This window comes from Sulfuricystis thermophila (assembly GCF_004323595.1).
GTDB classification, from domain to species: Bacteria; Pseudomonadota; Gammaproteobacteria; order Burkholderiales; family Rhodocyclaceae; genus Sulfuricystis; species Sulfuricystis thermophila.
The window spans coordinates 1,452,948-1,477,077 of record NZ_AP019373.1; the positions used below are offsets into that span (position 1 = coordinate 1,452,948).

Below are 24,130 nucleotides of genomic sequence, written 5' to 3' on the forward strand. Positions count from 1 at the left end.
CAGATTGGCCTGATCGAAAATGAAAAAGGACGCCGCAGCGTCCTTTTTCTTTGCGCAGCGAGCGCCTTACTGGGCGGCTGGGGCCTCGCCGGCGCTTTCGGACTGCAGCGCCTTCATCGACAGCCGCACGCGGCCTTTGTCGTCCATCTCGATCACCTTCACGCGCACGATCTGGCCTTCCTTGAGGTAATCGGAAACGGCATTGACCCGCTCGTTGGCGATCTGCGAGATGTGCAGCAGGCCATCCTTGCCCGGCAGGATCTGGACGATCGCGCCGAAATCCAGCAGTCGCAGCACCGTGCCTTCATAGACCTTGCCGACTTCGACCTCGGCGGTGATATCTTCGATGCGCTTCTTCGCCACCTGAGCAGCATCGGCATTCACCGATGAAATGGTGACGGTGCCATCGTCCTCGATGTCGATCGTGCAGCCGGTTTCCTCGGTGAGCGCCCGGATCGTGGCGCCACCCTTGCCGATCACGTCGCGGATCTTTTCCGGATTGATCTTCATCGTGATCATGCGTGGTGCATAACTGGAGACTTCCTGACGCGGACTGGCCATCGCCGCTTCCATGATCCCGAGGATGTGCAAACGCGCCTCCTTGGCCTGCGCCAGCGCCACCTGCATGATCTCCTTGGTGATGCCCTGGATCTTGATGTCCATCTGCAGGGCGGTGACGCCGTTGCGTGTGCCGGCCACCTTGAAGTCCATGTCACCGAGGTGATCCTCGTCGCCGAGGATGTCGGTGAGCACGGCGAAGCGGTTGCCTTCCTTGATCAGACCCATCGCAATGCCGGCGACATGAGCCTTCAAGGGCACGCCGGCATCCATCAGCGACAGCGAGCCGCCGCAGACCGAGGCCATCGAGGAGGAGCCGTTCGATTCGGTGATCTCGGAGACGACGCGCATCGAATAGCCGAATTCCTCGGCAGAGGGCAACACGGCGACCAGCGCGCGCTTGGCGAGCCGCCCGTGACCGATCTCCCGGCGCTTCGGGCTGCCGATGCGGCCGGTCTCGCCGGTGGCGAACGGTGGCATGTTGTAGTGGAGCATGAAGCGCTCGCGATATTCGCCATGCAGTGCATCGATGATCTGTTCGTCGCGGGTGGTGCCGAGCGTGGCGATCACCAGCGCCTGGGTCTCGCCGCGGGTGAACAGCACCGAGCCGTGAGTACGCGGCAGCACACCGGTACGGATCGTGATCGGCCGCACGGTGCGCGTGTCACGGCCGTCGATGCGCGGTTCGCCGTTGAGAATCTGCGAGCGGACGATCTTCGCCTCGAGCTCGAAGAGCAGATTGCCGACGGTGATCGGATCAGGGGCGTTCTCGCCGACGCAGATCGCATCGGTGACCTTCTTCGCTACTTCGCGGCAGCGCTGTGTGCGCGCCTGCTTGCTGGTGATGCGATAGGCTTCGCGCAACTCGGCTTCGGCCAGCTCCGCGACCTTGGCGATCAAGGCCTCATCCTTCGCGGGCGGTTGCCAGTTCCATTCCGGCTTGCCGGCGACCTCGACCAGCTCGTTGATCGCCTGGATGGCGGCCTGCATCTGCTCGTGGCCGAACACCACGGCACCGAGCATCACGTCTTCCGGCAGCTGCTGTGCCTCCGATTCGACCATCAGCACGGCACTCTGCGTGCCGGCGACGACCAGGTCGAGCTGGCTGTCGAACAGCTGGGTGCGGGTCGGGTTGAGCACATACTGGCCATCGATGTAACCGACGCGCGCGGCGCCGATCGGACCGTTGAAGGGGATGCCGGAAATGGCCAGCGCCGCGGAGGCGGCGAGCATCGCCGGGATGTCCGGATCGACCTCCGGATTCGAGGACAGCACATGGACGATGACCTGCACTTCGTTGTAGAAGCCGTCCGGGAACAGCGGGCGCAACGGGCGATCGATCAGCCGTGAGGTGAGCGTCTCCTTCTCGGAGGGACGGCCCTCGCGCTTGAAGAAGCCACCGGGAATACGGCCGGCGGCGTAAACCTTCTCGACGTAATCGACGGTCAGCGGAAAGAAGTCCTGTCCGGGCTTGACCTCGTCCTTGGCGACGACGGTGGCGAGCACGACGGTGTCATCGACATTCACCATCACGGCGCCGGTGGCCTGGCGAGCGATTTCTCCGGTTTCCAGCGTGACGGTATGGGCGCCGTAGGTAAAACTTTTCTTGATCGGTGTGAGCACTGGGAATGTCCTTTACTTGCGCAGGCCGAGACGTTCGATCAGCGCACGATAGCTGTCGGCATTCTTGCGCTTCAGGTAGTCGAGCAGTTTGCGGCGCTGGCTCACCATCTTGAGCAGGCCGCGGCGGGAATGGTGATCCTTGACGTGGGTTTTGAAATGGGCGGTCAGGTCGTTGATGCGCGCAGTGAGCAATGCGATCTGCACTTCGGGAGAACCGGTGTCACCCTGGGCACGCTGGAATTCGCTGACGATCTTTGCCTTGTCGGCAGTGGAAATGGCCATGTTTTATCTCTCAAACACTGGGTTGAAAAAAACGGCTGCGGCCCCGGTTTGATAGAGCGCAACAACCGCACACGAACAGATTCGGGATTATATACGAATCAGCCGCTTGCGATCAGGCGTTGCGGCCTGAGCCAACCATCTTCCAGCAGCACACCGGTACCGATGAATCCTTGTGGCGCGACGAGGCGATACTGTTGCCCAACTTCCCCCAGCCAGCGCACCGCTTGGCCGTGCAGCAGGCGCGATGCCTCGGTGGCCGTCAATGTGGCGGCGGGCAGATCGGTGAGCAAGGCATCGACCGGCAACAACAGGCGATCGCGTCCGTCGGCCGGCAAACGTTCGATGGCATCGAGGGGTACCGCCGCGGCGATGTCGAGCGCTCCGACGCGCGTGCGCCGCAACGCAGCCAGATGCGCGCCGCAGCCGAGCGCGCTGCCGATGTCGGCGGCGAGGGTACGAACATAGGTGCCCTTGCTGCAGGCCACCTCGATCTCGAAACGATCGCTCTGCCAATCGATCAGATGCAGGGCATGGATGGCCACGCGGCGAGCGGCGCGCTCGACTTCGACACCTTGGCGGGCGAGTTCGTAAAGCGGCCTGCCGTCACGCTTCAAGGCCGAATACATCGGCGGCACCTGCTCGATCTCGCCCGTGAAACGCGTCAGCACGGCGAGCACCTCTGCCTCGTCGACCATCACCGGTCGTCGGGCGAGCACTTCGCCCTCGGCATCGGCCGTGCTGGTGACGATGCCCAATCGCACCGTCGCCCGGTAGGTTTTGTCGGCATCGAGCAAGCTGCCGGCGAACTTGGTGGCTTCGCCGAAACAGAGCGGCAAGAGACCCGTCGCCAGCGGATCGAGGGTACCGGTATGACCGGCTTTTTCCGCGTTGAACAGACGCCGCGCCGCTTGCAGCGCCGCGTTCGAACTCATCCCCGCCGGCTTGTCGAGCAGCAATACGCCATCGACATGCCGGCGCGGGGCACGCCGCGGCTTACTCACCCTTGGGCTCGTCCGTACGTTCCGCCTCGATCACTTCGTCGATGAGGTGCGCAAGGCGCGTGCCGCGCTCGACTGAGGCATCGAAGACGAAGTTGAGCTCGGGAATGTGGTGGATATGCAGGCGCCGGCCGAGCTCGCGGCGCAAAAAGCCCGCCGCATTGGCGAGTCCCCGCGCGATCTCGCTGGCATGCTCGCTGCCGGCCAGCGAGGTGTAGAACACCTTGGCATGCGCATAATCTGGCGTGACCTCGACGGCAGTGAGCGTGATGAGCGGCAACCATTGCGCGACGCGTGGGTCCTTGACCTGACGCAGCAGTTCGACGAGATCGCGATGGATCTGCTCCGCCACGCGCTCGCCGCGCGAAAAACCATGAGAAGAGTGCCGTCCCGCCATCGCCGACTTTTACAGGCTACGTGCGACTTCCTGCACTTCGAAGATTTCGAGCTGGTCGCCTTCCTTGATGTCGTTGAAGTTCTTCAGGCTCAAACCGCACTCGAAACCTTCTTTGACCTCGCGCACGTCGTCCTTGAAGCGCTTCAGCGAATCGAGCTCGCCGGTATGGATGACGACGTTGTCGCGCAACACGCGTACCATCGCGCCACGCCGCACCACGCCGGAGAGCACCATGCAGCCGGCCACGGTGCCGACCTTCGAGATGCGGAACACCTGGCGAATCTCGACCAGACCGATCACGTTCTCGCGCTTTTCGGGCGCCAGCATGCCGGAAAGCGCGGCCTTCACGTCATCGACGGCATCGTAGATGATGTTGTAGTAACGGATGTCGATGCCGAAGTTTTCCGCCGCCTTGCGCGCGCCGGCATCGGCACGCGTGTTGAAGCCGATGATCACGGCCTTCGAGGCTTGGGCGAGGTTCACATCGGATTCGCTGATGCCACCGACGCCGGCATGAATGACATTCACCTTGACCTCGTCGGTCGACAGCTTGGTCAGCGCATGGGTGAGCGCTTCCTGCGAACCCTGCACGTCAGCCTTGATGATCAACGGCAGTACCTTGGCTTCGCCCTCGCCCATCTGTTCAAACAGGTTTTCGAGCTTGGCGGCCTGCTGTTTGGCCAGCCGCACGTCGCGGAACTTGCCCTGACGGAACAGTGCGATTTCGCGTGCCTTCTTCTCGTCGAGGAGCACCACCGCCTCGTCACCGGCAGAGGGCACGTCGGAGAGACCCTGGATCTCGACCGGGATCGACGGACCGGCCTCTTCGACCGAGTGGCCGTTTTCGTCGAGCATCGCCCGCACGCGACCCCAGACCTGGCCGACCAGCAGCACGTCGCCGCGCCGCAAGGTGCCGGACTGCACCAGCACCGTCGCCACCGGTCCCTTGCCCTTGTCGAGACGCGCCTCGATGACGAGGCCCTTGGCCGGCACGTCGCGCGGCGCCTTCAACTCGAGGACCTCTGCCTGCAGCAGGACATTTTCCAAGAGATCATCGATACCCTGGCCAGTCTTCGCGGAAACCGGCACGAAGGGCGAATCACCGCCGTATTCCTCGGGCACGACGCCCTCGGCGACCAGCTCCTGCTTGACGCGCTCGGGATTGGCATCGGGTTTGTCGATCTTGTTGATCGCCACGACCAGCGGCACGCCGGCCGCCCGGGCATGATGGATCGCTTCCTTGGTCTGCGGCATGACGCCATCGTCCGCCGCGACCACCAGGATGACGATGTCGGTGGCCTTGGCACCGCGTGCGCGCATCGCCGTGAAGGCAGCGTGACCCGGCGTGTCGAGGAAGGTCACCATGCCGCGCGGCGTCTCGACGTGGTAGGCGCCGATGTGCTGGGTGATGCCGCCCGCCTCGCCGGCCGCCACCTTGGTGCGGCGGATATAGTCGAGCAGCGAAGTCTTGCCGTGGTCGACGTGCCCCATCACCGTCACCACCGGTGCGCGCGGCAAAGCGGGCGCATCCTTGTGTCGGGCCTGAGCTTCGTCGAGGAAGGCATCGGGATCGTCGAGTTTCGCGGCAACGGCCTTGTGCCCCATTTCTTCGACGACGATCATCGCCGTTTCCTGGTCGAGGTGCTGGTTGATGGTGACCATCATGCCCATCTTCATCAGCACCTTGATGACCTCGGTGGCCTTGACGGCCATCTTGTGCGCCAGATCGGCCACCGAAATCGTTTCCGGCACATGAATCTCGCGCACCACCTGTTCGACCGGCTGCGGTGCAGCCCGTTCCTCTTCGTGATGGCGATTGTGGCGGCCCTTTGGCCCGCCACGCCAGCCTGCCGTGCCGCCACCGCTATCGCCACGCATCTTGATGCCGCGCCGGCCGCGCTCTTCTTCGCCCTTCGCGATCGTTTTGGCCTCGCCCTTCTTCTCGGCCTTCTTCTCGCCTTTCCGTTCCTCGCCGGCTTTGGCGGCAGGCTTGTGCAGGGTGCCGGAAACACCGGCTGCACCAGCCTCCTGCGTCGGTTCGGCGCTCTTCGCCTCGGCCTGGGCCTGCAGCTGTGCGAGACGCGCCTCGGCTTCCGCGCGCGCACGGGCTTCCCGTTCCTGTTTTTCCTTGAGCTCCGCGGCCTGGATCGCCGCCAGTTCGGCCTGACGTTTCGCCTCGGCCTCGCGCAGCGCCGCCTGCTCCGCATCGATCACCGGTGCGGGTGCGACCACGGGCTTGGCGGCCACTTCGGGTGCCGGTGCTTCCGTGGGCATCTCGATGTCGCGCTTGACGAAAGTACGCTTCTTGCGCACTTCGACCTGGACGGTGCGCGCCTTGCCGGTCGCATCGGTGGCCTTGATCTCGGTGGTCTGCTTGCGCGTCAGCGTGATCTTCGCCTTCGGCGCGGTCTCGCCATGCGCACGGCGCAGGAATTCGAGCAGCCGAGCCTTGTCCTGTTCGGTCAGGGTATCGGTGCTCGATTGCTTGACGACGCCCGCCTTGGCCAGCTGCTCGATCAGGGCCATCGGCGGAATCTTCAGTTCGGCGGCGAACTGGGCAACACTCATCTGGGCTGACATGGGCCCTCCTTACTTCGTTTCATCGGCGAACCAGTGCGCGCGCGCGACGGTGATCAGGGATTTGGCACGCGCTTCGTCGATGCCAGTCATTTCCATCAATTCATCGACCGCCAGGTCGGCGAGTTCATCACGGCTATGGACCCCTTGCCGCGCCAGCTTGGCGGCCAGTGGCTTGTCCATGCCTTCGAGATTGAGCAGGTCCTCGGACACCTTCTCCAGTTCCTCCTCGTTGGCGATCGCCTCGGTGAGCAGCACGTTGCGGGCGCGTTCGCGCAACTCATTGACCGTCGCCTCATCGAAGGCCTCGATTTCGAGCATTTCCGCGAGCGGCACATAGGCCACTTCCTCGAGAGTGGAGAAACCTTCCTGCACCAGGATGTCGGCCACGTCTTGATCGACGTCGAGCTTGTCCATGAACAGCTGGCGGATGCTGGCGGTTTCCTGCTCCTGTTTTTCCTGCGACTCTTCGACGGTCATCAGATTGATCGTCCAGCCGGTCAGTTCGGAAGCCAGCCGCACGTTCTGTCCGCCACGACCGATGGCGATCGCCAGGTTGTCCTCGTCGACCACCACGTCCATGCTGTGCTTTTCTTCGTCGACGACGATCGAGCGGACTTCCGCTGGCGCCAACGCACCGATCACGAACTGGGCGGGATCGGGTGACCAGAGCACGATATCGACACGCTCACCGGCGAGCTCGTTGGTCACCGCGGTGACGCGCGAACCGCGCATGCCGACGCAGGTGCCGATCGGATCGATGCGCGGATCGTTCGATTTCACGGCGATCTTGGCGCGTACGCCGGGATCGCGTGCGGCAGATTTGATCTCGATCAGTCCATCCTCGATTTCGGGCACTTCGAGCTCGAAGAGCTTCATGATGAACTGCGGCGCGGTGCGCGAGAGAATCAGTTGGGGCCCGCGCGCATTGCGGTCGATCTTCATCAGCCAGGCGCGCACCCGATCGCCAGGACGCAGGTTCTCCTTCGGAATCATCTGATCGCGCGGCAGCAGCGCCTCGATCCGGCCGGCCTCGATGATCGCGTTGCCACGCTCCATGCGCTTGACGGTGCCGGTGACGATGTGTTCCTTGCGTTCGAGGAAATCGTTGAGGATCTGCTCGCGTTCGGCATCGCGGATCTTCTGCAGGATCACCTGCTTGGCGGTCTGGGCGCCGATGCGACCGAAATCGACGGCTTCGAGCTGTTCCTCGATGTAATCGCCGATCTGCACGTCCGGATCGTCCTGGCGCGCTTCGGAGAGACCGATCTGTTGGGCAGGGATCTCCACTTCGTCGTCGTCCAGCACCAGCCAGCGCCGATAGGCGGTGTAATCACCGGTGGCGCGGTCGATCTCGACGCGCACGTCGGCTTCGTCGTGGATGCGTTTCTTCGTCGCCGAGGCGAGCGCCTGTTCGAGCGCGGAAAACACCAGCTCCTTGTCGACGTTCTTTTCGCGCGCCAGCGCATCGACCAGCAACAGCAGCTCACGACTCATTTCGATCTCCTGTAAAACGAATTCTCAAAACTTCGGCACCAGACGGGCTTTTTCGATGTTGTCGAAAGCGAACTCGCGCTCGCCGCCCTCGACGGCAAGACGCAGACCATGTTCGCCAACCCCGAGGATCGTGCCGGAAAAATTGCGTTGCAACGGCCCCGCGGCTCCCGCCGCGCCAGCGGCTGCGACGCGCAGCTTGACCTGGACTTCCTGACCAACGAAACGCGCGAAATCCGCCGGTTTCTTCAGCAGCCGGTCGAGTCCCGGCGAGGACACCTCGAGCCGGTCGTAATCGACATTTTCGACTTCGAACAGCCGGGTCAGATGATTGCTCACCAAGGCGCAGTCATCGACCGTCACGCCGCTCATCGGGCTGCCGGGACTACCTGCCGGACGATCGATGAAGACACGCAACAGGCGCGCGCGCGGGCTCGTCTCGAAATCCACGAGCTCGTACCCCAGTCCCACCACCGCCTGTTCGACCAAACCTGCCAAATCCGCCATGCTTTCCCACGCCACAAATAAAAAATGGGCGGACCGCCCATTTTTCTTCTCGGCACCCCGACTTCGCGACCACAACCAAGGGTGCCACTAAAGGCCCCAATTATACAAGTGGCTGCACGGCAAAGCAATTCATGCGACGGGTTTGACTTTCAGAACGTCGAGCAAAGCCTTCACCTCGTCCGGCTCCAATTCGCGGCACTGACCGCGCTTCAGGTTGGCCGGCAGGACGATCGGCCCGTAACGCACCCGCATCAGCCGGCTCACCGTCACCCCGACGGCGGCAAACATGCGCCGCACTTCGCGGTTGCGCCCTTCTTCGAGCGTCACCCGGTACCAACGGTTGGCCCCCTCGCCACCAGCGGGTTGCAGGCGAATGAAACGCGCCATGCCGTCTTCGAGCTCGATGCCCTCGGTGAGTTTCTTCAGCGCAGCCTCGTCCAGATCGCCCAGGACACGCACCGCATACTCGCGTTCCAGACGGTAACGCGGGTGCATCAGGCGGTTGGCGAGCGCCCCGTCGGTGGTGAACAGCAGCAGACCGCAGGAATTGAAGTCGAGCCGGCCGATGGCGATCCAGCGGCCGCCGCGCAGACGCGGCAGGGCATTGAAAACCGACGGCCGCCCCTGCGGATCGTCGCGCGAGACGATCTCGCCTTCAGGCTTGTGGTAGAGCAGCACACGAGGCAGGCGTGCGGCGAAACGGAGATTGACCAGCCGGCCGCCGACCTTGACCTTGTCGCCGGGCGCGACACGCTGACCGAGGTGCGCCGGCTCGCCATTGACCTGGACGCGTCCGGCGGCGATCCATGCCTCGATCTCGCGGCGCGAGGCGAGACCGGCATCGGCGAGCGCCTTTTGCAGCTTGACGCTCGTCGCCGCAGCTTCAGGCTTCGCCGGCCGCGACGACTTGGCCGCTGGTGTCGTTTTCGTCGGCGGCCGGAAAGGCGTCGCCTTGCGTCGGGGGCGAGGCGTCGTGGAGCGCGGTGTCGTGGGTTTCCGGGCTTTCCCGGGTTTCGTGGGTGTTGGCATCGATCATCCGTTCGATCTCGGCGAGCGGGGGCAGTTCCGCAAGACTGCGCAGGCCGAGATCATCGAGAAATTTGCGGGTGGTGGCATATAGGGCCGGGCGGCCGGGCGCATCGCGGTGGCCGACGACATCGACCCAGCCGCGCCCTTCCAGGGTCTTGATCACGTTCGGCGAGACGGCGACGCCGCGGATCTCCTCGATGTCGCCGCGCGTCACCGGCTGGCGATAGGCGATGATCGCCAGCGTTTCCATCACGGCGCGCGAGTAGCGGGGCGGCCGCTCGTTCTTGAGGCGATCGAGGAACACCTGGTATTCCGGTCGCGTCTGGAAACGCCAGCCGGAGGCCAGTTGCACCAGTTCGACGCCCCGGTCATGCCAGTCGCGCTTCAGATCATCGAGCAGCGCACGCCAGGTATCGTCGTCGAAGTCTTCGTCGAAAAGCTTTTTCAGCTCGGCCAGCGGCAGCGGTTCGGGAGCTGCAAGCAGCGCCGTCTCGAGCACCTTCTTGTAGTCTTCAGGCTTATAGAGCTGCATCGTTTTTCATTTTCACATAAATCGGGGCGAGTGCCTCGCTCTGGGTGATCTCGATCAGACTCTCGCGTGCCAGCTCGAGGATCGCCAGAAAGCTGACGATCATGCCGGCGACACCCGCCTGTGCGGCCGTCGCAGCGAACAGCTCCTCGAACATCACGTACCCTCGCCCCTGCAGGTGACGCAGCACGACACTCATCGTCTCGCGCACCGAGAGTTCCTCGCGTTGCACGCGGTGATGCTGCTTGACGCGGGCACGCTGCATCAGCGAAAGCCATACCGCGAGCAGGTCATGCAGGTTCACTTCCGGCGCGCGCGCGGCGACTTTTTCCGCTACCCAGACACTCGCCCACTCGTAGTCTCGACTCACCTGGGGCAGCGCATCGAGGCGCGCGGCGGCGAGTTTGATGCGCTCGTATTCCATCAGCCGGCGCACCAGTTCGGCACGCGGATCCTCGGGCTCACCGCTCTCGGTCTTCGCCGGGCGCGGCAGCAGCATGCGCGACTTGATCTCGAGCAACATCGCCGCCATCAGCAGGTAATCGGCTGCCAGTTCGAGGTTGCTGCGCCGCATCGCCTCGACGTATTCGAGATATTGCGCGGTGAGCGGCGCCATCGGGATGTCGAGGATGTTGACGTTGGCCTTGCGGATCAGATAGAGCAACAGGTCGAGCGGCCCTTCGAAGGCGTCGAGGAACACCTCCAGGGCGTCCGGCGGGATGTAGAGGTCGCGCGGCAGCTCCGGCAAGGGTTCGCCGTAGAGCTTCGGCACATGCGCTTCCGACTGTGCCGACTCGGCGCCAAGTTTCTGCGTTTCCGTCATGACACCGTATAGGCCGCGGTGCCCACCGCGATCAGATCGCTGCGGTCGTTGAACAGTTCCATGCGCGCCACCGCGACCTTGTTGCCGGTTCTGAGCGGATAGCCGCGGGCGAGAAAGCGCAGGCCGTCACCGGGACGCAGATAATCGACGCGCAGATCGATGGTGCCGATACGCGCAAAGCGCTCGAGCACCTCCTCGACCGGCTTGCCCTTGAGCTTCTGCTGCACGCCGAGGAACGCGACCAGTCCGCCGGTGACGTCGAGCACCGCGGAGATCACGCCGCCGTGCAGGATGTTGCGCACGTAGTTGCCGACCAGCTCCGGCCGCATCGCGAAGGAGAGCTCCGGACGGTCGTGGTGCAACGACAGCACGTCGATGCCGAGGACGCGATTGAACGGCATGCGCTCGACGAAGCTCTCGCGGATGATCGCCAACAACCGCGCCTCTTCGGCCCCGGCAATGTCCGTGTCGCGCTTCACGAGTAGTCCAGTCCCATCGCCTCACGCACGTCGCGCATCGTCTCCTGCGCGAGCTTGCGCGCCTTCTCGCAACCATCGGCGATGATGTTCCTCACCAGCTGCGGGTCTTCCTCGTAACGCCGCGCGCGTTCGCGCATCGGTTCCTGCTCCTTCAGCACAGCTTCGATCACCGGTTGCTTGCATTCGAGGCAACCGATGCCGGCCGAGGTGCAACCCTGGCGCACCCAGGTTTTCACCTCATCGTTCGAATAGATTTGGTGGAACTGCCAGACCGGGCATTTTTCCGGGTCACCGGGATCGCTGCGTCGCACGCGCGCCGGATCGGTCTGCATGGTGCGGATCTTCTTGCGGATCGACTCCTCGTCCTCTCTGAGGGCGATGGTGTTGCCATAGGACTTCGACATCTTCTGGCCGTCGAGACCGGGCATGCGCGATGCCTGAGTGAGCAGCGCCGTAGGCTCGACGAGGATCATCTTGCCGCTGCCTTCGAGATAGCCGAACAGCCGTTCGCGGTCGCCATGTGACAGGCTCTGCGCTTCCTCGAGGATCGCATGGGCCTGTTCGAGCGCGCTCTCGTCGCCTTTCTCCTGAAAACGCAGGCGCAGCTCTTCATAGAGCCGGGCGCGCTTGCCGCCGAGCTTCTTCACCGCCTCTTTCGCCTTTTCCTCGAAGCCGGGCTCGCGGCCGTAGAGATGATTGAAGCGGCGCGCGATCTCGCGCGCGAATTCCAGGTGCGGCACCTGATCCTCGCCGACCGGCACCTTGTCGGCGCGATAGATCAATATGTCGGCGGCTTGCAGGAGCGGATAGCCGAGGAAGCCATAGGTCGTCAGATCCTTGTGGGTGAGCTTCTCCTGCTGATCTTTGTAGGTTGGCACACGCTCGAGCCAGGAGAGCGGCGTCATCATGGAGAGGAGCAGATGCAATTCGGCATGTTCCGGCACGCGCGACTGGATGAAGATCGTCGCCTGTGCCGGATCGACGCCCGCCGCCAGCCAGTCGATCACCATGTCCCAGGCGTTCTGGGCGATGCCGCCCGGCTCGTCATAGGCGGTCGTCAACGCATGCCAGTCGGCGACGAAGAACAGGCAGGGATACTCGTGCTGGAGCTTGATCCAGTTGGCCAGCACGCCGTGATAGTGCCCCAGATGTAGGCGGCCGGTGGGACGCATCCCGGAAAGGACTCTTTCGACGAACATGATTTACAGGGCAAACAGGTTTTTGATGAAAAAGAGGAAGATGCGCATCAGTGGCGTCAGGATCAGGTCGAGCCCGCCGAGGAACAACAGCGCGAGCAGGATCGCGAAACCGAAGCGTTCGAGCTGCGCGAAGCGCCACGCCAGCCGGTGCGGCAACAGGCTCACCGCGATGCGCCCGCCGTCGAGCGGCGGGATCGGCAACAGGTTCAGCAGCATCAGCACCGCGTTGACGTTGATGCCGGCGCGCGCCATCTCGGCGAGCGGCAGGCTGTAGGCATTCTCGGGCATCACCACCGCGAGCTTCAGCACCAGCGCCCAAGCCAGCGCCATCGCCAGATTCGCACCGGGGCCGGCGGCAGCCACCCAGAGCATGTCCTGCTTCGGATGCCGCAGGCGGCCGAAATCCACCGGCACCGGTTTCGCCCAGCCAAAGAGAAACTGTCCCTTGCTGAAGAACAGCAGCAGCGCGGGCACCAGCAAGGTGCCGACCGGATCGACATGTTTGACCGGATTGAGGGTGATGCGACCGAGCAGCCAGGCGGTAGGATCGCCGAAATGCCGCGCCACGTAACCGTGGGCGGCCTCGTGCAGCGTGATGGCGAAAATCACCGGGATGGCGTGGATCGCCAGCGACTGGATCAGGTTTTCCATGGGTGGGATTGTAAGCGAGGGAAACCCCTGCGAAACGCCGCGAGCGGGATGATAGCTCGGCGCACGGAGCGCAGCGACCGAGACATATCAACGAGATAGGCGAGGGAGTGAGCACCGCGCAACGCAGCAGACCGCCCGCGCAGCCAGTTTCGCAGGGGTTTCCGAGGCTCAGTCAGGGGTAGTAAGACCGAAAGGCTCCAGCGGCCCCTTGCCTGCCCGAAGCAAAGTGATCTGGCCGCCGACGAGCTCGATCACCGTCGTCATGCCGCTGCCGCAGGGCCCGGCGTCGATGATCACATCGACGACTGGATCGAGCCGTGCGCGGATCTCCTCCGGATCGGCGAGTGGCTCATTCTCGCCGGGAAGGATCAGCGTCGAACAGAGGATCGGTTCGTCCAGGGCGGCGAGCAGCGCGCGCGTCACCGGGTGGTCGGGCACGCGCAGACCGATGGTCTTCTTCTTTGGATGCAGCACGCGGCGCGGCAACTCCTTCGTGCCTTCGAGGATGAAGGTGTAGGGCCCGGGAGTGGCGGCCTTGAGCAGCCGATATTGGGCGTTATCGACGCGCGCATAGGTGGCGATTTCAGACAGATCGCGGCACATCAGCGTGAAATGATGCCGCTCATCGACGCCTCTGATGCGCCGGATGCGTTCGAGCAGCGCGGCATCGCCGAGGTGCCCGCCCAGCGCATAGGCCGAATCGGTGGGGAAGACCGCCAGCCCGCCTTTGCGAACGAGCTCCGCGGCACGGTCGATCAGGCGCGGCTGCGGGTTCTTCGGATGAACCGCGAAACACTCCGCCAACTCATTTCTCCCAGGCGGTCCACACCGGTGTCAGTCCTTCCGGCAACGGCGGCAGGCGACCGAGATCGGCATAGCTCTCGCCCGGGCCGTGGAAATCCGAGGCACGCGAGGCGAGGAAACCGAATTCGCGGGCAATGGCGGCGAATTCGCGCAGCTCGGCATCGCAGGCGCTGCCGGAGACCACTTCGATGCCTTGCCCGCCGCAGTCCTTGAAGGCGCGATACAACTCGCGGCGCTCGCCGGCGGAGAGGCGATAGCGGCCCGGATGGGCGATCACCGCGATGCCGCCGGCGCCGCGGATCCAGCCGACGGCCTCGTGAAGCTCCGCCCAGGCATGGCTGACATAGCCGGGCTTGCCCTTGGCGAGCCAGTGCTCGAAAACGGTCTTCACGTCAGGCGCGAAGCCGCGTTCGACGATGTAGCGGGCAAAATGCGAACGTGAGATCAGCGCCGGATTGCCGACATATTTGAGCGCACCCTCATAGGCGCCGTCGATGCCGGCCTTGGCGAGTTCCTGCGCCATCAGGACGGCACGGGCATCCCGCCCGCTGCGCACCCTTGCGAGCCCCGCGCGCAGGGTCTCGTCGCGCGGATCGAAGTTCAGCCCGACGATATGCACGGTCTGGTCGTCGCCCCACGAGACGGAAATCTCGACACCGGTGACGAAGCGCAAACCGAGCGTCGCAGCCGCCGTCATCGCCTCGTCGAGTCCGCCGATTTCGTCGTGATCGGTGAGCGCCAGCAGATCGACGCCATTGGCATGGGCGCGCTCGACCACCGCGGCCGGCGCGAGCAGCCCGTCGGAGACGGTCGAATGGCAATGCAGGTCGGGATTCGCCGGCATCATCGCAACAGATCCGACGATTTCAGCCAGGCAGCGAAATCGGCGCCGACTTCGGGATGGCGCAGCGCATATTCGACGGTGGCGCGCAGGTAGCCGAGCTTCGAGCCGCAGTCATAGCGCACGCCATGATAGCGATAGGCGAGCACCTGCTGTTCATTGAGCAGTGCCGCGATCGCATCGGTGAGCTGGATCTCGCCGCCGGCGCCGGCCTGGGCCCTTTCCAGATGATCGAAGATGCGCGCGGTCAGCACATAGCGGCCGACCACTGCCAGCGTCGAGGGGGCGGCCTCGGGCTTCGGCTTCTCGACGATGGCCGTCACCCGCTCGACACGCTCGGCCAAAGGCTGCGCGGCGACGATGCCATAGCTGGCGGTGTCCTCGCGCGGCACGTCCTGCACGCCGAGGATCGAGCAGCGGTAGTAATCGTAGGCTTCGACCATCTGCTTCATCACCGGCACGTCATTGTCGAGCAGGTCGTCGGCCAAGAGCACTGCGAAGGGTTCGTCGCCGATCACCGGCTTCGCGCAGAGCACCGCATGTCCCAGGCCGAGCGCCTCGGCCTGGCGGATGTAGATGCAGTTGATGTGCTTGGGCAGCAGGTGCTGGACGAAGTCGAGCAGCTCTTTCTTGCCGCGCCTCTCCAGCTCGCTTTCCAGCTCGTAGGCCTTGTCGAAGTGATCCTCGATCGCGCGTTTCGAGCGGCCGGTGACGAAGATCATGTCGGTGATGCCGGCGGCGACGGCTTCTTCGACCGCATACTGGATCAGCGGCTTGTCGACGATCGGCAGCATTTCCTTCGGGCTCGCCTTGGTGGCGGGCAGGAAGCGCGTGCCCATGCCGGCGACTGGAAAAACCGCCTTGCTGACCTTTTGCATCACATCCTCCTTGCCAGGCGGTTTTCGGTGCAGGCGAATGCCCGCGCAGCGGGCGTTATGCCGGAGCCAAATACGGTTTTCTTGACAGATCTCATTTTTTCAGTAGCTCCCTCAATTGCTTTTCATCGAGCATGGTAATGCCCAATTCCTGCGCCTTGGTGAATTTGCTGCCGGGGTCAAGGCCGACGACGACGTAGTCGGTCTTCTTCGACACCGAGCCGGCGACCTTGCCGCCCTTCTCCTCGATCAGCGCCTTGGCCTCCTCGCGTGTCAGCGTCGGCAGTGTGCCGGTGAGCACGAAGGTCTTGCCGGCAAACGGGGCCGGGATGGCACGCCGACCGGTTTCCTCCGGCCAACGCACGCCAGCGGCGATGAGCGCCTCGATCACCTTGCGGTTGTGGGGCTCGGAAAAAAAGTGGGCGATCGATTCGGCCACCACCGGCCCGACTTCCGGCACCTGCTGCAATGTCGCGACATCGGCCGACATCAGGGCGTCGAGCGAGCCGAAATGGCGCGCGAGGTCCTTGGCCGTCGCCTCGCCGACGTTGCGGATGCCGAGCGCATAGATGAAGCGCGCCAGCGTGGTCTGGCGGCTCCTGTCGATCGCGGCCAGAAGATTCAGCGCCGATTTCTCGCCCATGCGCTCGAGATTCGCCAGCGTCGGCAGATCCAGCCGGTAGAGATCGGCCACCGTGGCGACGAGGCCCTGATCGACCAGCTGATCGACCAGTTTTTCGCCCAAGCCTTCGATGTCCATCGCGCGGCGCGAAGCGAAGTGCAAGAGCGCCTGCTTGCGTTGCGCCGGACAGTAAAGCCCGCCGGTGCAGCGCGCAATCGCCTCGTCCTCGGGCTTTTCGACCGCCGAGCCGCACACCGGGCAGCGCTTCGGCATCACGAACGGATGCGTATGCGGCGGACGCCGCTCCGGAACGATGGCGACGACCTCGGGAATCACGTCGCCGGCGCGCCGCACGATCACGGTGTCACCAACGCGGATGTCCTTGCGATGCACTTCATCCTCGTTGTGCAAGGTGGCGTTGGTCACCGTCACACCGCCGACGAACACCGGCTTGAGCCGTGCCACCGGCGTGAGCGCGCCGGTGCGGCCGACCTGCACGTCGATCGCCTCGACGGTCGTCAGCGCCTCTTCGGCAGGGAACTTGTGGGCGATCGCAAAGCGCGGCGCGCGCGCGACGAAGCCCAGGCGCTCCTGATCGGCGAACGCATCGACCTTATAGACCACGCCATCGATGTCGTAGGGCAGACTGCGGCGCTCTCTGCCGATGCGTTCGAAATAACCGAGCAGCCCACGCGCCCCCTGCACCACTACCCGCTCGCGTGCCACCGGGATGCCCCAGCCGGCGAGCCGCGCCATCATCTCGGAATGCAAAATCGGCGCTGGCGAGACGGCACCCGCGTCGGCCACGCCATAGGCGTAGAAGCGCAGCGGCCGTTGCGCGGTGATCTTCGGGTCGAGCTGGCGCAGACTGCCTGCCGCGGCGTTGCGCGGATTGGCGAATTCCTTTTCGCCGGCGGCGCGCTGGCGCTCGTTGAGTTTTTCGAAATCACGCCGCAGCATCAGCACCTCACCGCGCACCTCGATCAGCGGCGGCACGTCCGCGCCCGTCAAACGCAGCGGGATGTTGCGCACGGTGCGCAGGTTTTGCGTCACGTCCTCGCCAGTGAAGCCGTCGCCGCGCGTCGCGCCCTGCACGAAGACCCCGCCCTCGTAGCGCAGGGTGATCGCCAGGCCGTCGAACTTCGGCTCGCAGGCATAGCGGATCACCTCCCTGCCGAGCCCTTCGCGACAGCGGCGGTCGAACGCTTCCACCTCCTCGGCGGAAAACGCATTGTTGAGCGAGAGCATCGGCACCGCATGGCGCACTTCGCGAAACGCCGCCAGCGGCTTGCCACCGACGCGCTGGGTCGGCGAATCCGGCGTGACGAGCTCGGGATGCGCCGCCTCGATTGCCTGCAATTCGCGGAACAGCCGGTCATATTCGGCATCGGGGATCGTCGGTGCATCGAGCACGTAATAGGCGTAGTTGTGGCGCTCGATCTCGGCGCGCAATTGCGCCGCACGGGCAGCCACCTCCGCTGCGACTTTTCCGCCCATCACGCAAACAGGCGCAGGGCGCGCACCCCGCCGGGCACGATGCCGCGCTCGGCCATGCGGCTCTGCAGCTCGACGATGCGGCTTCTGATGATGGCGATCGTTGCTTCGGGCAGCGGCTTGCGATGCGCGTCGGCCAACTGCCCGCCGAGCGAGGTTGCGCACTGCCGGGCGAAATCGAGCAGACGCTCGAACGCCTGCGCACCGGCTGCCACGCGCGGCACGTCGAGAGTGAAGATCAGATCGGTGAGCTCGTTCGCCGCGACTTGATCCGCCGGGAAGGTCGTCGACGCACGGCAGATCAGCGCGAAAACCTCGCTGCCGTCCGGATTGCTGGCGACGAAGCGCTCGCCTTCGCGACGCAGGCCGGCACGCTCGATCAGTGGCGCGAGCGCTGCACCGGAGAGGTGCGGGGTGCGTTTCGGCAGCACGTGCAGCGTCAGTTGCAGATCCACCGAGGCGCAAAACGCATCGAGTTCCTGCGCGCGCTCGAACAGCGCGCCGGTGTCCGGCGCCTCGATGCGGCCGACGAAGCGCTGGGCCAGCCGTTTCATGCCCTCGACGAAAGCTGCCAGCGTTTCCGCACTCACGGCGCCGAGACGATCGACCAGTTGCAGCGCGGCAGCGAGGTGTTTGACGCTGCCCGGATCGTCCGGCAGCAACGTGTGCCAATGACCGCTATGCTCATCCAGACCCAGCCACTGCACCGGCTTGTCGATGCGCTCCGACCAGTCGCGATGTTCCTCGCGCAGCACCTGCACCGGTACCGGTGCGACGAACTCGATGCGCACCAGGCAATCGACACTGCCATCGCTCCACTCGGCCGGCACGGAAGGGATGCCCTCCTCTTCGACGTCGAGCAGCAAATCCACTTCCCCGGCCGGCACGGCGGCCTCGGGCTCGAGCGGCAGATCGGCCTCCATGAAACTCGGCTCTGGTGCACCGGCACCCGGCGGCGACGTCGACAGGCTCGGCTCGATCCTCCTCGCCGGCTGCGGGGAAGCGGTTTCCCCGCCTGGCGGCATGGTTTTCGGCTTGGCAGCAGCGGATGCCAGCGCCTCGCGCTCTTTGCGCGCCAGGAAACGCTTTTCCTGAATGCGGTTGTAAAGCCAGACGGCGAGGACCAGCACCACGCCAAAGACGATCAGTGCAATCTGCAGATCTTTCATGCCGCCGCCTCCTTGTCCGCCATGCGCAGGGCTTCTTCGATGTCGACCTCGACGACGCGCGAGACGCCCTGTTCCTGCATGGTCACGCCGATCAGTTGCTGCGCCATCTCCATCGTGATCTTGCTGTGCGTGATGAAGACGAACTGCGTCTGGCGCGACATGCGCTTGACCATTTCACAGTAACGCACCGTGTTCGAGTCGTCGAGCGGCGCGTCGACCTCGTCGAGCATGCAAAACGGCGCCGGATTGAGCTGGAACAAGGCGAACACCAGGGCGATCGCGGTGAGCGCCTTCTCGCCGCCGGAGAGCAGATGGATCGTCGAATTGCGCTTGCCCGGCGGCTGCGCCATGATCTGGATGCCGGCATCGAGGATCTCCTCGCCGGTGAGGATCAGCTTCGCCTCGCCGCCGCCGAACAGTTCCGGGAACAGGGCGCCGAAATTGGCATTCACCTTGTCGTAGGTTTCCTGCAATTGCTCGCGCGTCTCGCGGTCGATGCGGCGGATCGCGTCCTCCAACGTGCCGATCGCCGTGGCGAGATCGGCCGACTGCTCGTCGAGGAAGCCCTTGCGCTCCTGCGCGTTCGCCAGCTCTTCGAGCGCGGCCAGATTGACCGGCCCCAACGCCTCGATCTCGTTGGCCAGCCGCGTGATTTCCGCCTGCAAGACGCTGTCGCGCAGGTTGGTAGTCAATTCGGCGGCCAGCGCCGCCTCGTCTTCGGGGCTCGCGACATGGGCTTCCTTGAGCCGCTCCTGGAACTGTTCGACATTGAGCTCGGCCGCCTGCAGCTTGAGCTTCAGTTCGTTGATCCGGTCACGCGCCGGTTGCAGCCCCTGCTCGATCTTCAAACGCTCCTCGTCGAGGCTGCGCAGCGCCGCGGCGGCCACTTCGAGTTCGTTGCGCCGCTCCGCCAGCGTGGCCTCCTGGGCTCCCTTGGTCGCCAGGGCGGTCTGCAATTGCTGCTGGAAGACTTCGTCGCTGATCGCGGCCAGCTCCTGCGTCGCCTGCGCGCGCTCCTGGGCCACCTGGGCCAGCTGGCGGCGCGCGGTTTCGGCGGCGCGCGCGTTGTCTTCGAGCTTGCCGCGGCATTCCTTCTCGGAGAAGCCTGCTTCCTGCGCCTCGCGGGCGAGTTGGTGTTCGAGCGCGCGCGCCTCGCGCAGCGCCGTGTCGCGCTGGCGTTGCAGTTCCAGCGCGGCTTCCATGCGCGCGCGCGCTGCCGCCAATGCTTCGCGGGCACGCGCGGCCTCGTCTTCGGCAGTGACGAGTGATGCCTTTTCCTCTTCCTCGACGCGAATGATCTCGTCGAGATCGCGCGTCAATTGCGCCGCCCGTTCGTCGAAACGCGCCTGCGCCTGGTTGAGCTTCAAGGCCTCGACCTGCGCCGCATGGCGGCGGCTCTGCGCCTCCTGCACCGCGCGCCGCGCCTCGGCGAGCTGCTGTTGGCCGGCAGCGACCGCCTGTTCGGCGGCAAGCTGCGCTTCACGCGCTACACTTTCTGCCTCTTCGAGCGCCTCGATCTGCGCAGCCAACGTTTCGATCTCGCGCTGGCGCTCGATGACGCCGTGGGTCTTGACGTCCGGCACGTAGAGGGTGAGACCGGCCGGTGTGGCCAGATGGCCAGCGCGACCAATACGCCAACCCGCGCCTTCGAGCAGGGCGGCATCGTCCGCGACGGTGCGCACGTCGCCGAGCCATTCGTCGAGCACTGCGGCCCAGCGCGTATCGCGGCAGCGCACCTTGGCGCGCAGGCTGTCGGCCGGCGGAGTGGCTTCCGGCGTCGCCTCCGGCAACGCCAGCGCGACGGTGGCCGGCGGTGGCGTGGTCAGGGCTTTTTGCAGCGCCTCACGGCTGGCTGGCACGGCCATCAGCCGTTCGCGCAGCACGGCCTCGACGGCGGTCTCCCAGCCCGGCTCGACTTCCAAGGCATGCCAGAGCGGCTCGGCAGCCGAAAGCCCCAAGTCGGCGAGCCAGCCGGCGAGATCGCCGCCCTGACCGACGCGGGACTGCAATTGCGCCAGCGCATCGTGGCGCGCGCGCGCGGAGGTAGTGGCACGGTGGGCGGCGGCCAGCGCCTCGCGCTTCTCGCGCAGCGCCGCTTCGAGGAGCGGCTGACGCTCCTGCAGTTCCGCAAGCCGCGCCTGAGCCGTTTCCAGCCCGGCCTCGGCCGCGGCTTCGGCTTCCTGTGCGCGAGCGAGCTCACCGGCATCGGGCGCGACCAGAGCGGCTCGCTCGGCATCGATGCGGCTTTTACGCTGGGCGAGATTGTCGAGCGCGCGCAGCGCATGGCTGCGATCGGCCTCGGCAAGCCGCAGCGCCTGTTCGGCGGCATTCAACGCCTTGCGGGCTTCGCTGACCTGGGCTTCGGCCTCCCTGACGGCCTCTTCGGCTTCGGGCAGGCGTGCGGCCGCTTCCTCGTGGCGGGCCGCCGCGGTGACGGCGCGCTCGCGCGAGTTTTCCAGCAGCGCATTCCAGCGCAGCTCTTCCTCCTCGACGCGGCGCATCTCGGCAGACCAGTGCGCCTCCTGCACATCGAGCTGGCCCAGGCGGGCCTCCAGCCGCGCACGGGCATCGCGCAGGTGGGCGATCTCGGTTTCCAACCGCTTGACCTCGGCATTGGCCGCGTACATCTCGGCCTGGGCGGCATGCAGCGCATCGGAGGCGGCGAAATGCGCTTCGCGCGCCTGCTCGACGCGCACTTCGATCTCCCGCAGGCGCGCCGTCTCGGCCTCGACCGCGTTGATCTGCTCGGCGACCTGGCGTGCGAGCCGCTCGGCCTCGGCCTGCGCGTCGTTGCGTTTTTTCAGCCAGAGCAAGCTCTGGCGACGGTTCAGGCGCGCCTGCAGATCGCGGTAACGCCGCGCCACTTCGGCCTGCGCCTCGAGACGTTCCACCTGGCCGGCGAGCTCGTTGCGGATGTCATCGACGCGGGCGAGATTTTCACGCGCGTCTTCGAGACGGCCCTCGGTCTCCTTGCGCCGTTCCTTGTATTTCGTCACGCCGGCCGCTTCTTCGAGGAACCAGCGCAGCTCCTCGGGTTTGGACTCGATGATGCGCGAGATCATCCCCTGGCCAATGATCGCGTAGGCGCGCGGCCCCAGCCCGGTGCCGAGGAACAGGTCGATCACGTCGCGGCGGCGCACGTGCAGGTTGTTGATGTAATAGTTCGAATTGCCGTCGCGGTCGAGGGTACGCTTGACGGTGATTTCGGCATATTGCCCCCACTGCCCGCCGACCCGTCCTTGCGAATTGTCGAAGAACAGTTCGACGCTGGCCCGGCCGACTTCCTTGCGCGTGCCGGAGCCTTTGAAGATCACGTCCTGGATCGATTCGCCGCGCAGTTCGGAGGCCTTCGATTCGCCCAGCACCCAGCGCACCGCGTCGATGATGTTCGACTTGCCGCAGCCGTTGGGCCCGACCACGCCTGCGAGCTGGTTCGGAAACACGACGGTGGTCGGCTCGACGAAAGACTTGAAGCCGGCGATCTTGAGCTTGGTGAGGCGCACGTCAGGGGGGGAAAATGCTGTCCGGGGAATGAACGGCGCATTATAGACGGTGCGACCCAGTACAATTCGCGGCCCAGCCGTCACGGAACCGACCATGCAAAACCCGTCCTCCGCCTTGCCTAATGCAATCGACACCGCCGCCGTCGAAGCCCTCTTCGAGCTGCCCTTCGCCGATCTGCTCTACCGCGCGCAAACCGTCCATCGCCAGCATTTCGACCCGAACAAGATCCAGCGCTCGACGCTGCTGTCGATCAAGACCGGCGGCTGCTCGGAAGATTGCGGCTATTGCTCGCAATCGGCGCGGCGCGACAAAGCCACCGGCATCGAGCGCGGCAAGCTGCTCGATCTCGAAGAGGTCAAGCTCGCCGCCAAGGCCGCGAAGGACAAGGGCGCGACGCGTTTTTGCATGGGCGCCGCCTGGCGCGGGCCGAAGGATGGCGACCTCGACCGCGTCATCGAGATGGTGAAAGCCGTCAAAGATCTCGGCATGGAGGCCTGCCTGACGCTGGGGCTCCTGGGGCCGGGTCAGGCCGAAAAGCTCGCCGCGGCGGGACTGGACTACTACAACCACAACCTCGATACCGGCGCGGAGTTCTACGACCAGATCATCACCACGCACAGCCAACAGGCGCGCATGGAAACCCTGATGAGCGTGCGCCAGGCCGGCATGAAGATCTGCTGCGGCGGCATCATCGGCATGGGCGAGAGCCGCCGCGTGCGCGCCTCCCTGATCGCCCAGTTGGCGAACCTGAACCCGCCGCCGGAATCGGTGCCGATCAACCACCTGGTGGCGATTCCCGGCACGCCGCTGGAAAACGCGCCGCCGCTCGATCCGTTCGAGTTCGTGCGCACCATCGCCTGCGCGCGCATCACGATGCCGACCTCCTATGTCCGGCTCTCCGCCGGCCGCCAGCAGATGTCGGACGAGTTGCAGGCGCTGTGCTTCCTCGCCGGCGCGAACTCGATCTTCTATGGCGACAAGCTCCTCACCTCCGGCAACCCGGAGGTGGCTCACGACGAAGCGCTGTTTGCGCGGCTGGGACTCACAGGATGCTAGCGAGCCGCGCCAGCCCCGCCGCATCGTCCCGCCGCAGCACGACGATCGGCAGCCCGCCGGCATGGGGAGTGAGCGAAGCGAGCGTGTCCTCGATGCTCACCGAGCTGCCGAAGGACTCATTGAGGATCAGATGGGCGGGACGGATATTGAGCTCGCGCAATGCCGCAAGCGCGGTCAGGGTGTGGGAGAGCGCGCCCAGATAAGTGCCGCAGACGAGCAGAAGCGGCACATCGAGCGCCGCGATCCAGTCGCGCACCGTATGCCGGGAAGTGAGCGGCACCATCACGCCGCCGATGCCTTCGATCAGCAGCAAGCCTTCTGTCCGTGCCATCTCGTCACGAGACCAGGCGACGAGCGCATCGAAGTCGATGCTTTTGCCCTCCTTCGCCGCCGCGAGATCGGGGGACAACGGCGCCCGGTAGCTCCATGCCGTCCTGCCAGCGCCGAGTTTCGCCACATCGGAATCCTCATGTCGCGCCGGATCGTAGCCGGACATCACCGGCTTGATCGCCCGCACCGGCCTGCCCTGGTCACGGCATGCCTTGAAAAGCCCCGCGGTGAGCCAGGTTTTGCCGAGCTCGGTGCCAGTGGCGCTTATAAAATAGGTTTTGTTCATTGC

21 protein-coding genes are annotated in these 24,130 nt (G+C 65.0%); 1 reads left to right on the forward strand and 20 read right to left on the reverse strand.

Annotated features, from left to right (window positions below; translation table 11 throughout):
* Positions 1-66: 66 nt before the first annotated feature.
* From pnp to smc, 19 genes are all read right to left on the reverse strand, one after another.
* Positions 67-2,181 (reverse strand): polyribonucleotide nucleotidyltransferase, encoded by a 2,115-nt coding sequence (gene pnp, locus M52SOB_RS07305; protein WP_131111242.1) that lies wholly within the window; start codon positions 2,179-2,181, stop codon positions 67-69.
* 12 nt (positions 2,182-2,193) lie between these two features.
* Complete coding sequence (rpsO, locus tag M52SOB_RS07310; RefSeq protein ID WP_131111243.1) at positions 2,194-2,463, reverse strand: 30S ribosomal protein S15; 270 nt, start codon at positions 2,461-2,463, stop codon at positions 2,194-2,196.
* Between the two features lie 98 nt (positions 2,464-2,561).
* Positions 2,562-3,464, reverse strand: a complete 903-nt coding sequence (gene truB, locus M52SOB_RS07315; RefSeq protein WP_131111244.1) for a tRNA pseudouridine(55) synthase TruB — start codon at positions 3,462-3,464, stop codon at positions 2,562-2,564.
* Positions 3,457-3,858: a 30S ribosome-binding factor RbfA gene (gene rbfA, locus M52SOB_RS07320; RefSeq protein WP_131111245.1), complete on the reverse strand. Its 402-nt coding sequence runs from the start codon at positions 3,856-3,858 to the stop codon at positions 3,457-3,459. Before rbfA ends, truB begins: the two co-directional genes overlap by 8 nt.
* A 9-nt stretch (positions 3,859-3,867) precedes the next feature.
* Positions 3,868-6,384 (reverse strand): translation initiation factor IF-2, encoded by a 2,517-nt coding sequence (infB, locus tag M52SOB_RS07325; RefSeq protein WP_431306335.1) that lies wholly within the window; start codon positions 6,382-6,384, stop codon positions 3,868-3,870.
* Positions 6,385-6,447: 63 nt separating this feature from the next.
* Entirely contained in the window at positions 6,448-7,932 is a 1,485-nt protein-coding gene (gene nusA / locus M52SOB_RS07330) for a transcription termination factor NusA (protein ID WP_131111246.1), read from the reverse strand.
* 24 nt (positions 7,933-7,956) lie between these two features.
* Positions 7,957-8,436: a ribosome maturation factor RimP gene (gene rimP / locus M52SOB_RS07335; protein WP_131111247.1), complete on the reverse strand. Its 480-nt coding sequence runs from the start codon at positions 8,434-8,436 to the stop codon at positions 7,957-7,959.
* A gap of 129 nt (positions 8,437-8,565) precedes the next feature.
* Positions 8,566-9,297: a 23S rRNA pseudouridine(2605) synthase RluB gene (rluB, locus tag M52SOB_RS07340; protein ID WP_131112480.1), complete on the reverse strand. Its 732-nt coding sequence runs from the start codon at positions 9,295-9,297 to the stop codon at positions 8,566-8,568.
* A 22-nt stretch (positions 9,298-9,319) separates the two neighbouring features.
* On the reverse strand, positions 9,320-9,997 hold the full coding sequence (scpB, locus tag M52SOB_RS07345; protein WP_131111248.1) for an SMC-Scp complex subunit ScpB: 678 nt from the start codon (positions 9,995-9,997) through the stop codon (positions 9,320-9,322).
* Complete coding sequence (locus M52SOB_RS07350) at positions 9,984-10,817, reverse strand: segregation and condensation protein A (RefSeq protein WP_131111249.1); 834 nt, start codon at positions 10,815-10,817, stop codon at positions 9,984-9,986. Before M52SOB_RS07350 ends, scpB begins: the two co-directional genes overlap by 14 nt.
* On the reverse strand, positions 10,814-11,296 hold the full coding sequence (locus M52SOB_RS07355; RefSeq protein ID WP_284155029.1) for a thioesterase family protein: 483 nt from the start codon (positions 11,294-11,296) through the stop codon (positions 10,814-10,816). The genes M52SOB_RS07350 and M52SOB_RS07355 overlap by 4 nt, the downstream gene beginning before the upstream one ends.
* Positions 11,293-12,495, reverse strand: a complete 1,203-nt coding sequence (locus M52SOB_RS07360) for a tryptophan--tRNA ligase (protein ID WP_131111250.1) — start codon at positions 12,493-12,495, stop codon at positions 11,293-11,295. Before M52SOB_RS07360 ends, M52SOB_RS07355 begins: the two co-directional genes overlap by 4 nt.
* 3 nt (positions 12,496-12,498) lie before the next feature.
* Positions 12,499-13,146 carry a site-2 protease family protein gene (locus M52SOB_RS07365; RefSeq protein ID WP_131111251.1) on the reverse strand — a complete coding sequence of 216 codons (648 nt, stop codon included), beginning with the start codon at positions 13,144-13,146 and terminating at the stop codon, positions 12,499-12,501.
* Positions 13,147-13,314: 168 nt separating this feature from the next.
* Complete coding sequence (locus M52SOB_RS07370) at positions 13,315-13,950, reverse strand: L-threonylcarbamoyladenylate synthase (protein WP_131111252.1); 636 nt, start codon at positions 13,948-13,950, stop codon at positions 13,315-13,317.
* Between the two features lies 1 nt (position 13,951).
* The gene (locus M52SOB_RS07375; RefSeq protein ID WP_131111253.1) at positions 13,952-14,797 is read right to left on the reverse strand and encodes a 3',5'-nucleoside bisphosphate phosphatase; all 846 of its coding nucleotides are present in this window, start codon (positions 14,795-14,797) and stop codon (positions 13,952-13,954) included.
* Entirely contained in the window at positions 14,794-15,669 is an 876-nt protein-coding gene (galU, locus tag M52SOB_RS07380) for a UTP--glucose-1-phosphate uridylyltransferase GalU (protein WP_131111254.1), read from the reverse strand. The genes M52SOB_RS07375 and galU overlap by 4 nt, the downstream gene beginning before the upstream one ends.
* 91 nt (positions 15,670-15,760) lie before the next feature.
* Positions 15,761-17,785, reverse strand: coding sequence for an NAD-dependent DNA ligase LigA (gene ligA / locus M52SOB_RS07385; RefSeq protein WP_131111255.1), 2,025 nt, complete (start codon positions 17,783-17,785; stop codon positions 15,761-15,763).
* Positions 17,785-18,951, reverse strand: coding sequence for a cell division protein ZipA C-terminal FtsZ-binding domain-containing protein (locus M52SOB_RS07390; RefSeq protein WP_131111256.1), 1,167 nt, complete (start codon positions 18,949-18,951; stop codon positions 17,785-17,787). The genes ligA and M52SOB_RS07390 overlap by 1 nt, the downstream gene beginning before the upstream one ends.
* On the reverse strand, positions 18,948-22,454 hold the full coding sequence (gene smc / locus M52SOB_RS07395; protein WP_172601779.1) for a chromosome segregation protein SMC: 3,507 nt from the start codon (positions 22,452-22,454) through the stop codon (positions 18,948-18,950). The genes M52SOB_RS07390 and smc overlap by 4 nt, the downstream gene beginning before the upstream one ends.
* Before the next feature lie 94 nt (positions 22,455-22,548).
* On the opposite strand from smc, the gene bioB reads away from it, so the two are divergent.
* Positions 22,549-23,511, forward strand: coding sequence for a biotin synthase BioB (bioB, locus tag M52SOB_RS07400; protein WP_131111258.1), 963 nt, complete (start codon positions 22,549-22,551; stop codon positions 23,509-23,511).
* Here bioB and bioD read toward each other — a convergent pair.
* Complete coding sequence (bioD, locus tag M52SOB_RS07405) at positions 23,498-24,127, reverse strand: dethiobiotin synthase (RefSeq protein ID WP_172601780.1); 630 nt, start codon at positions 24,125-24,127, stop codon at positions 23,498-23,500. The two genes, bioB and bioD, sit on opposite strands and share 14 nt — an antisense overlap.
* Between the last annotated feature and the right edge of the window lie 3 nt (positions 24,128-24,130).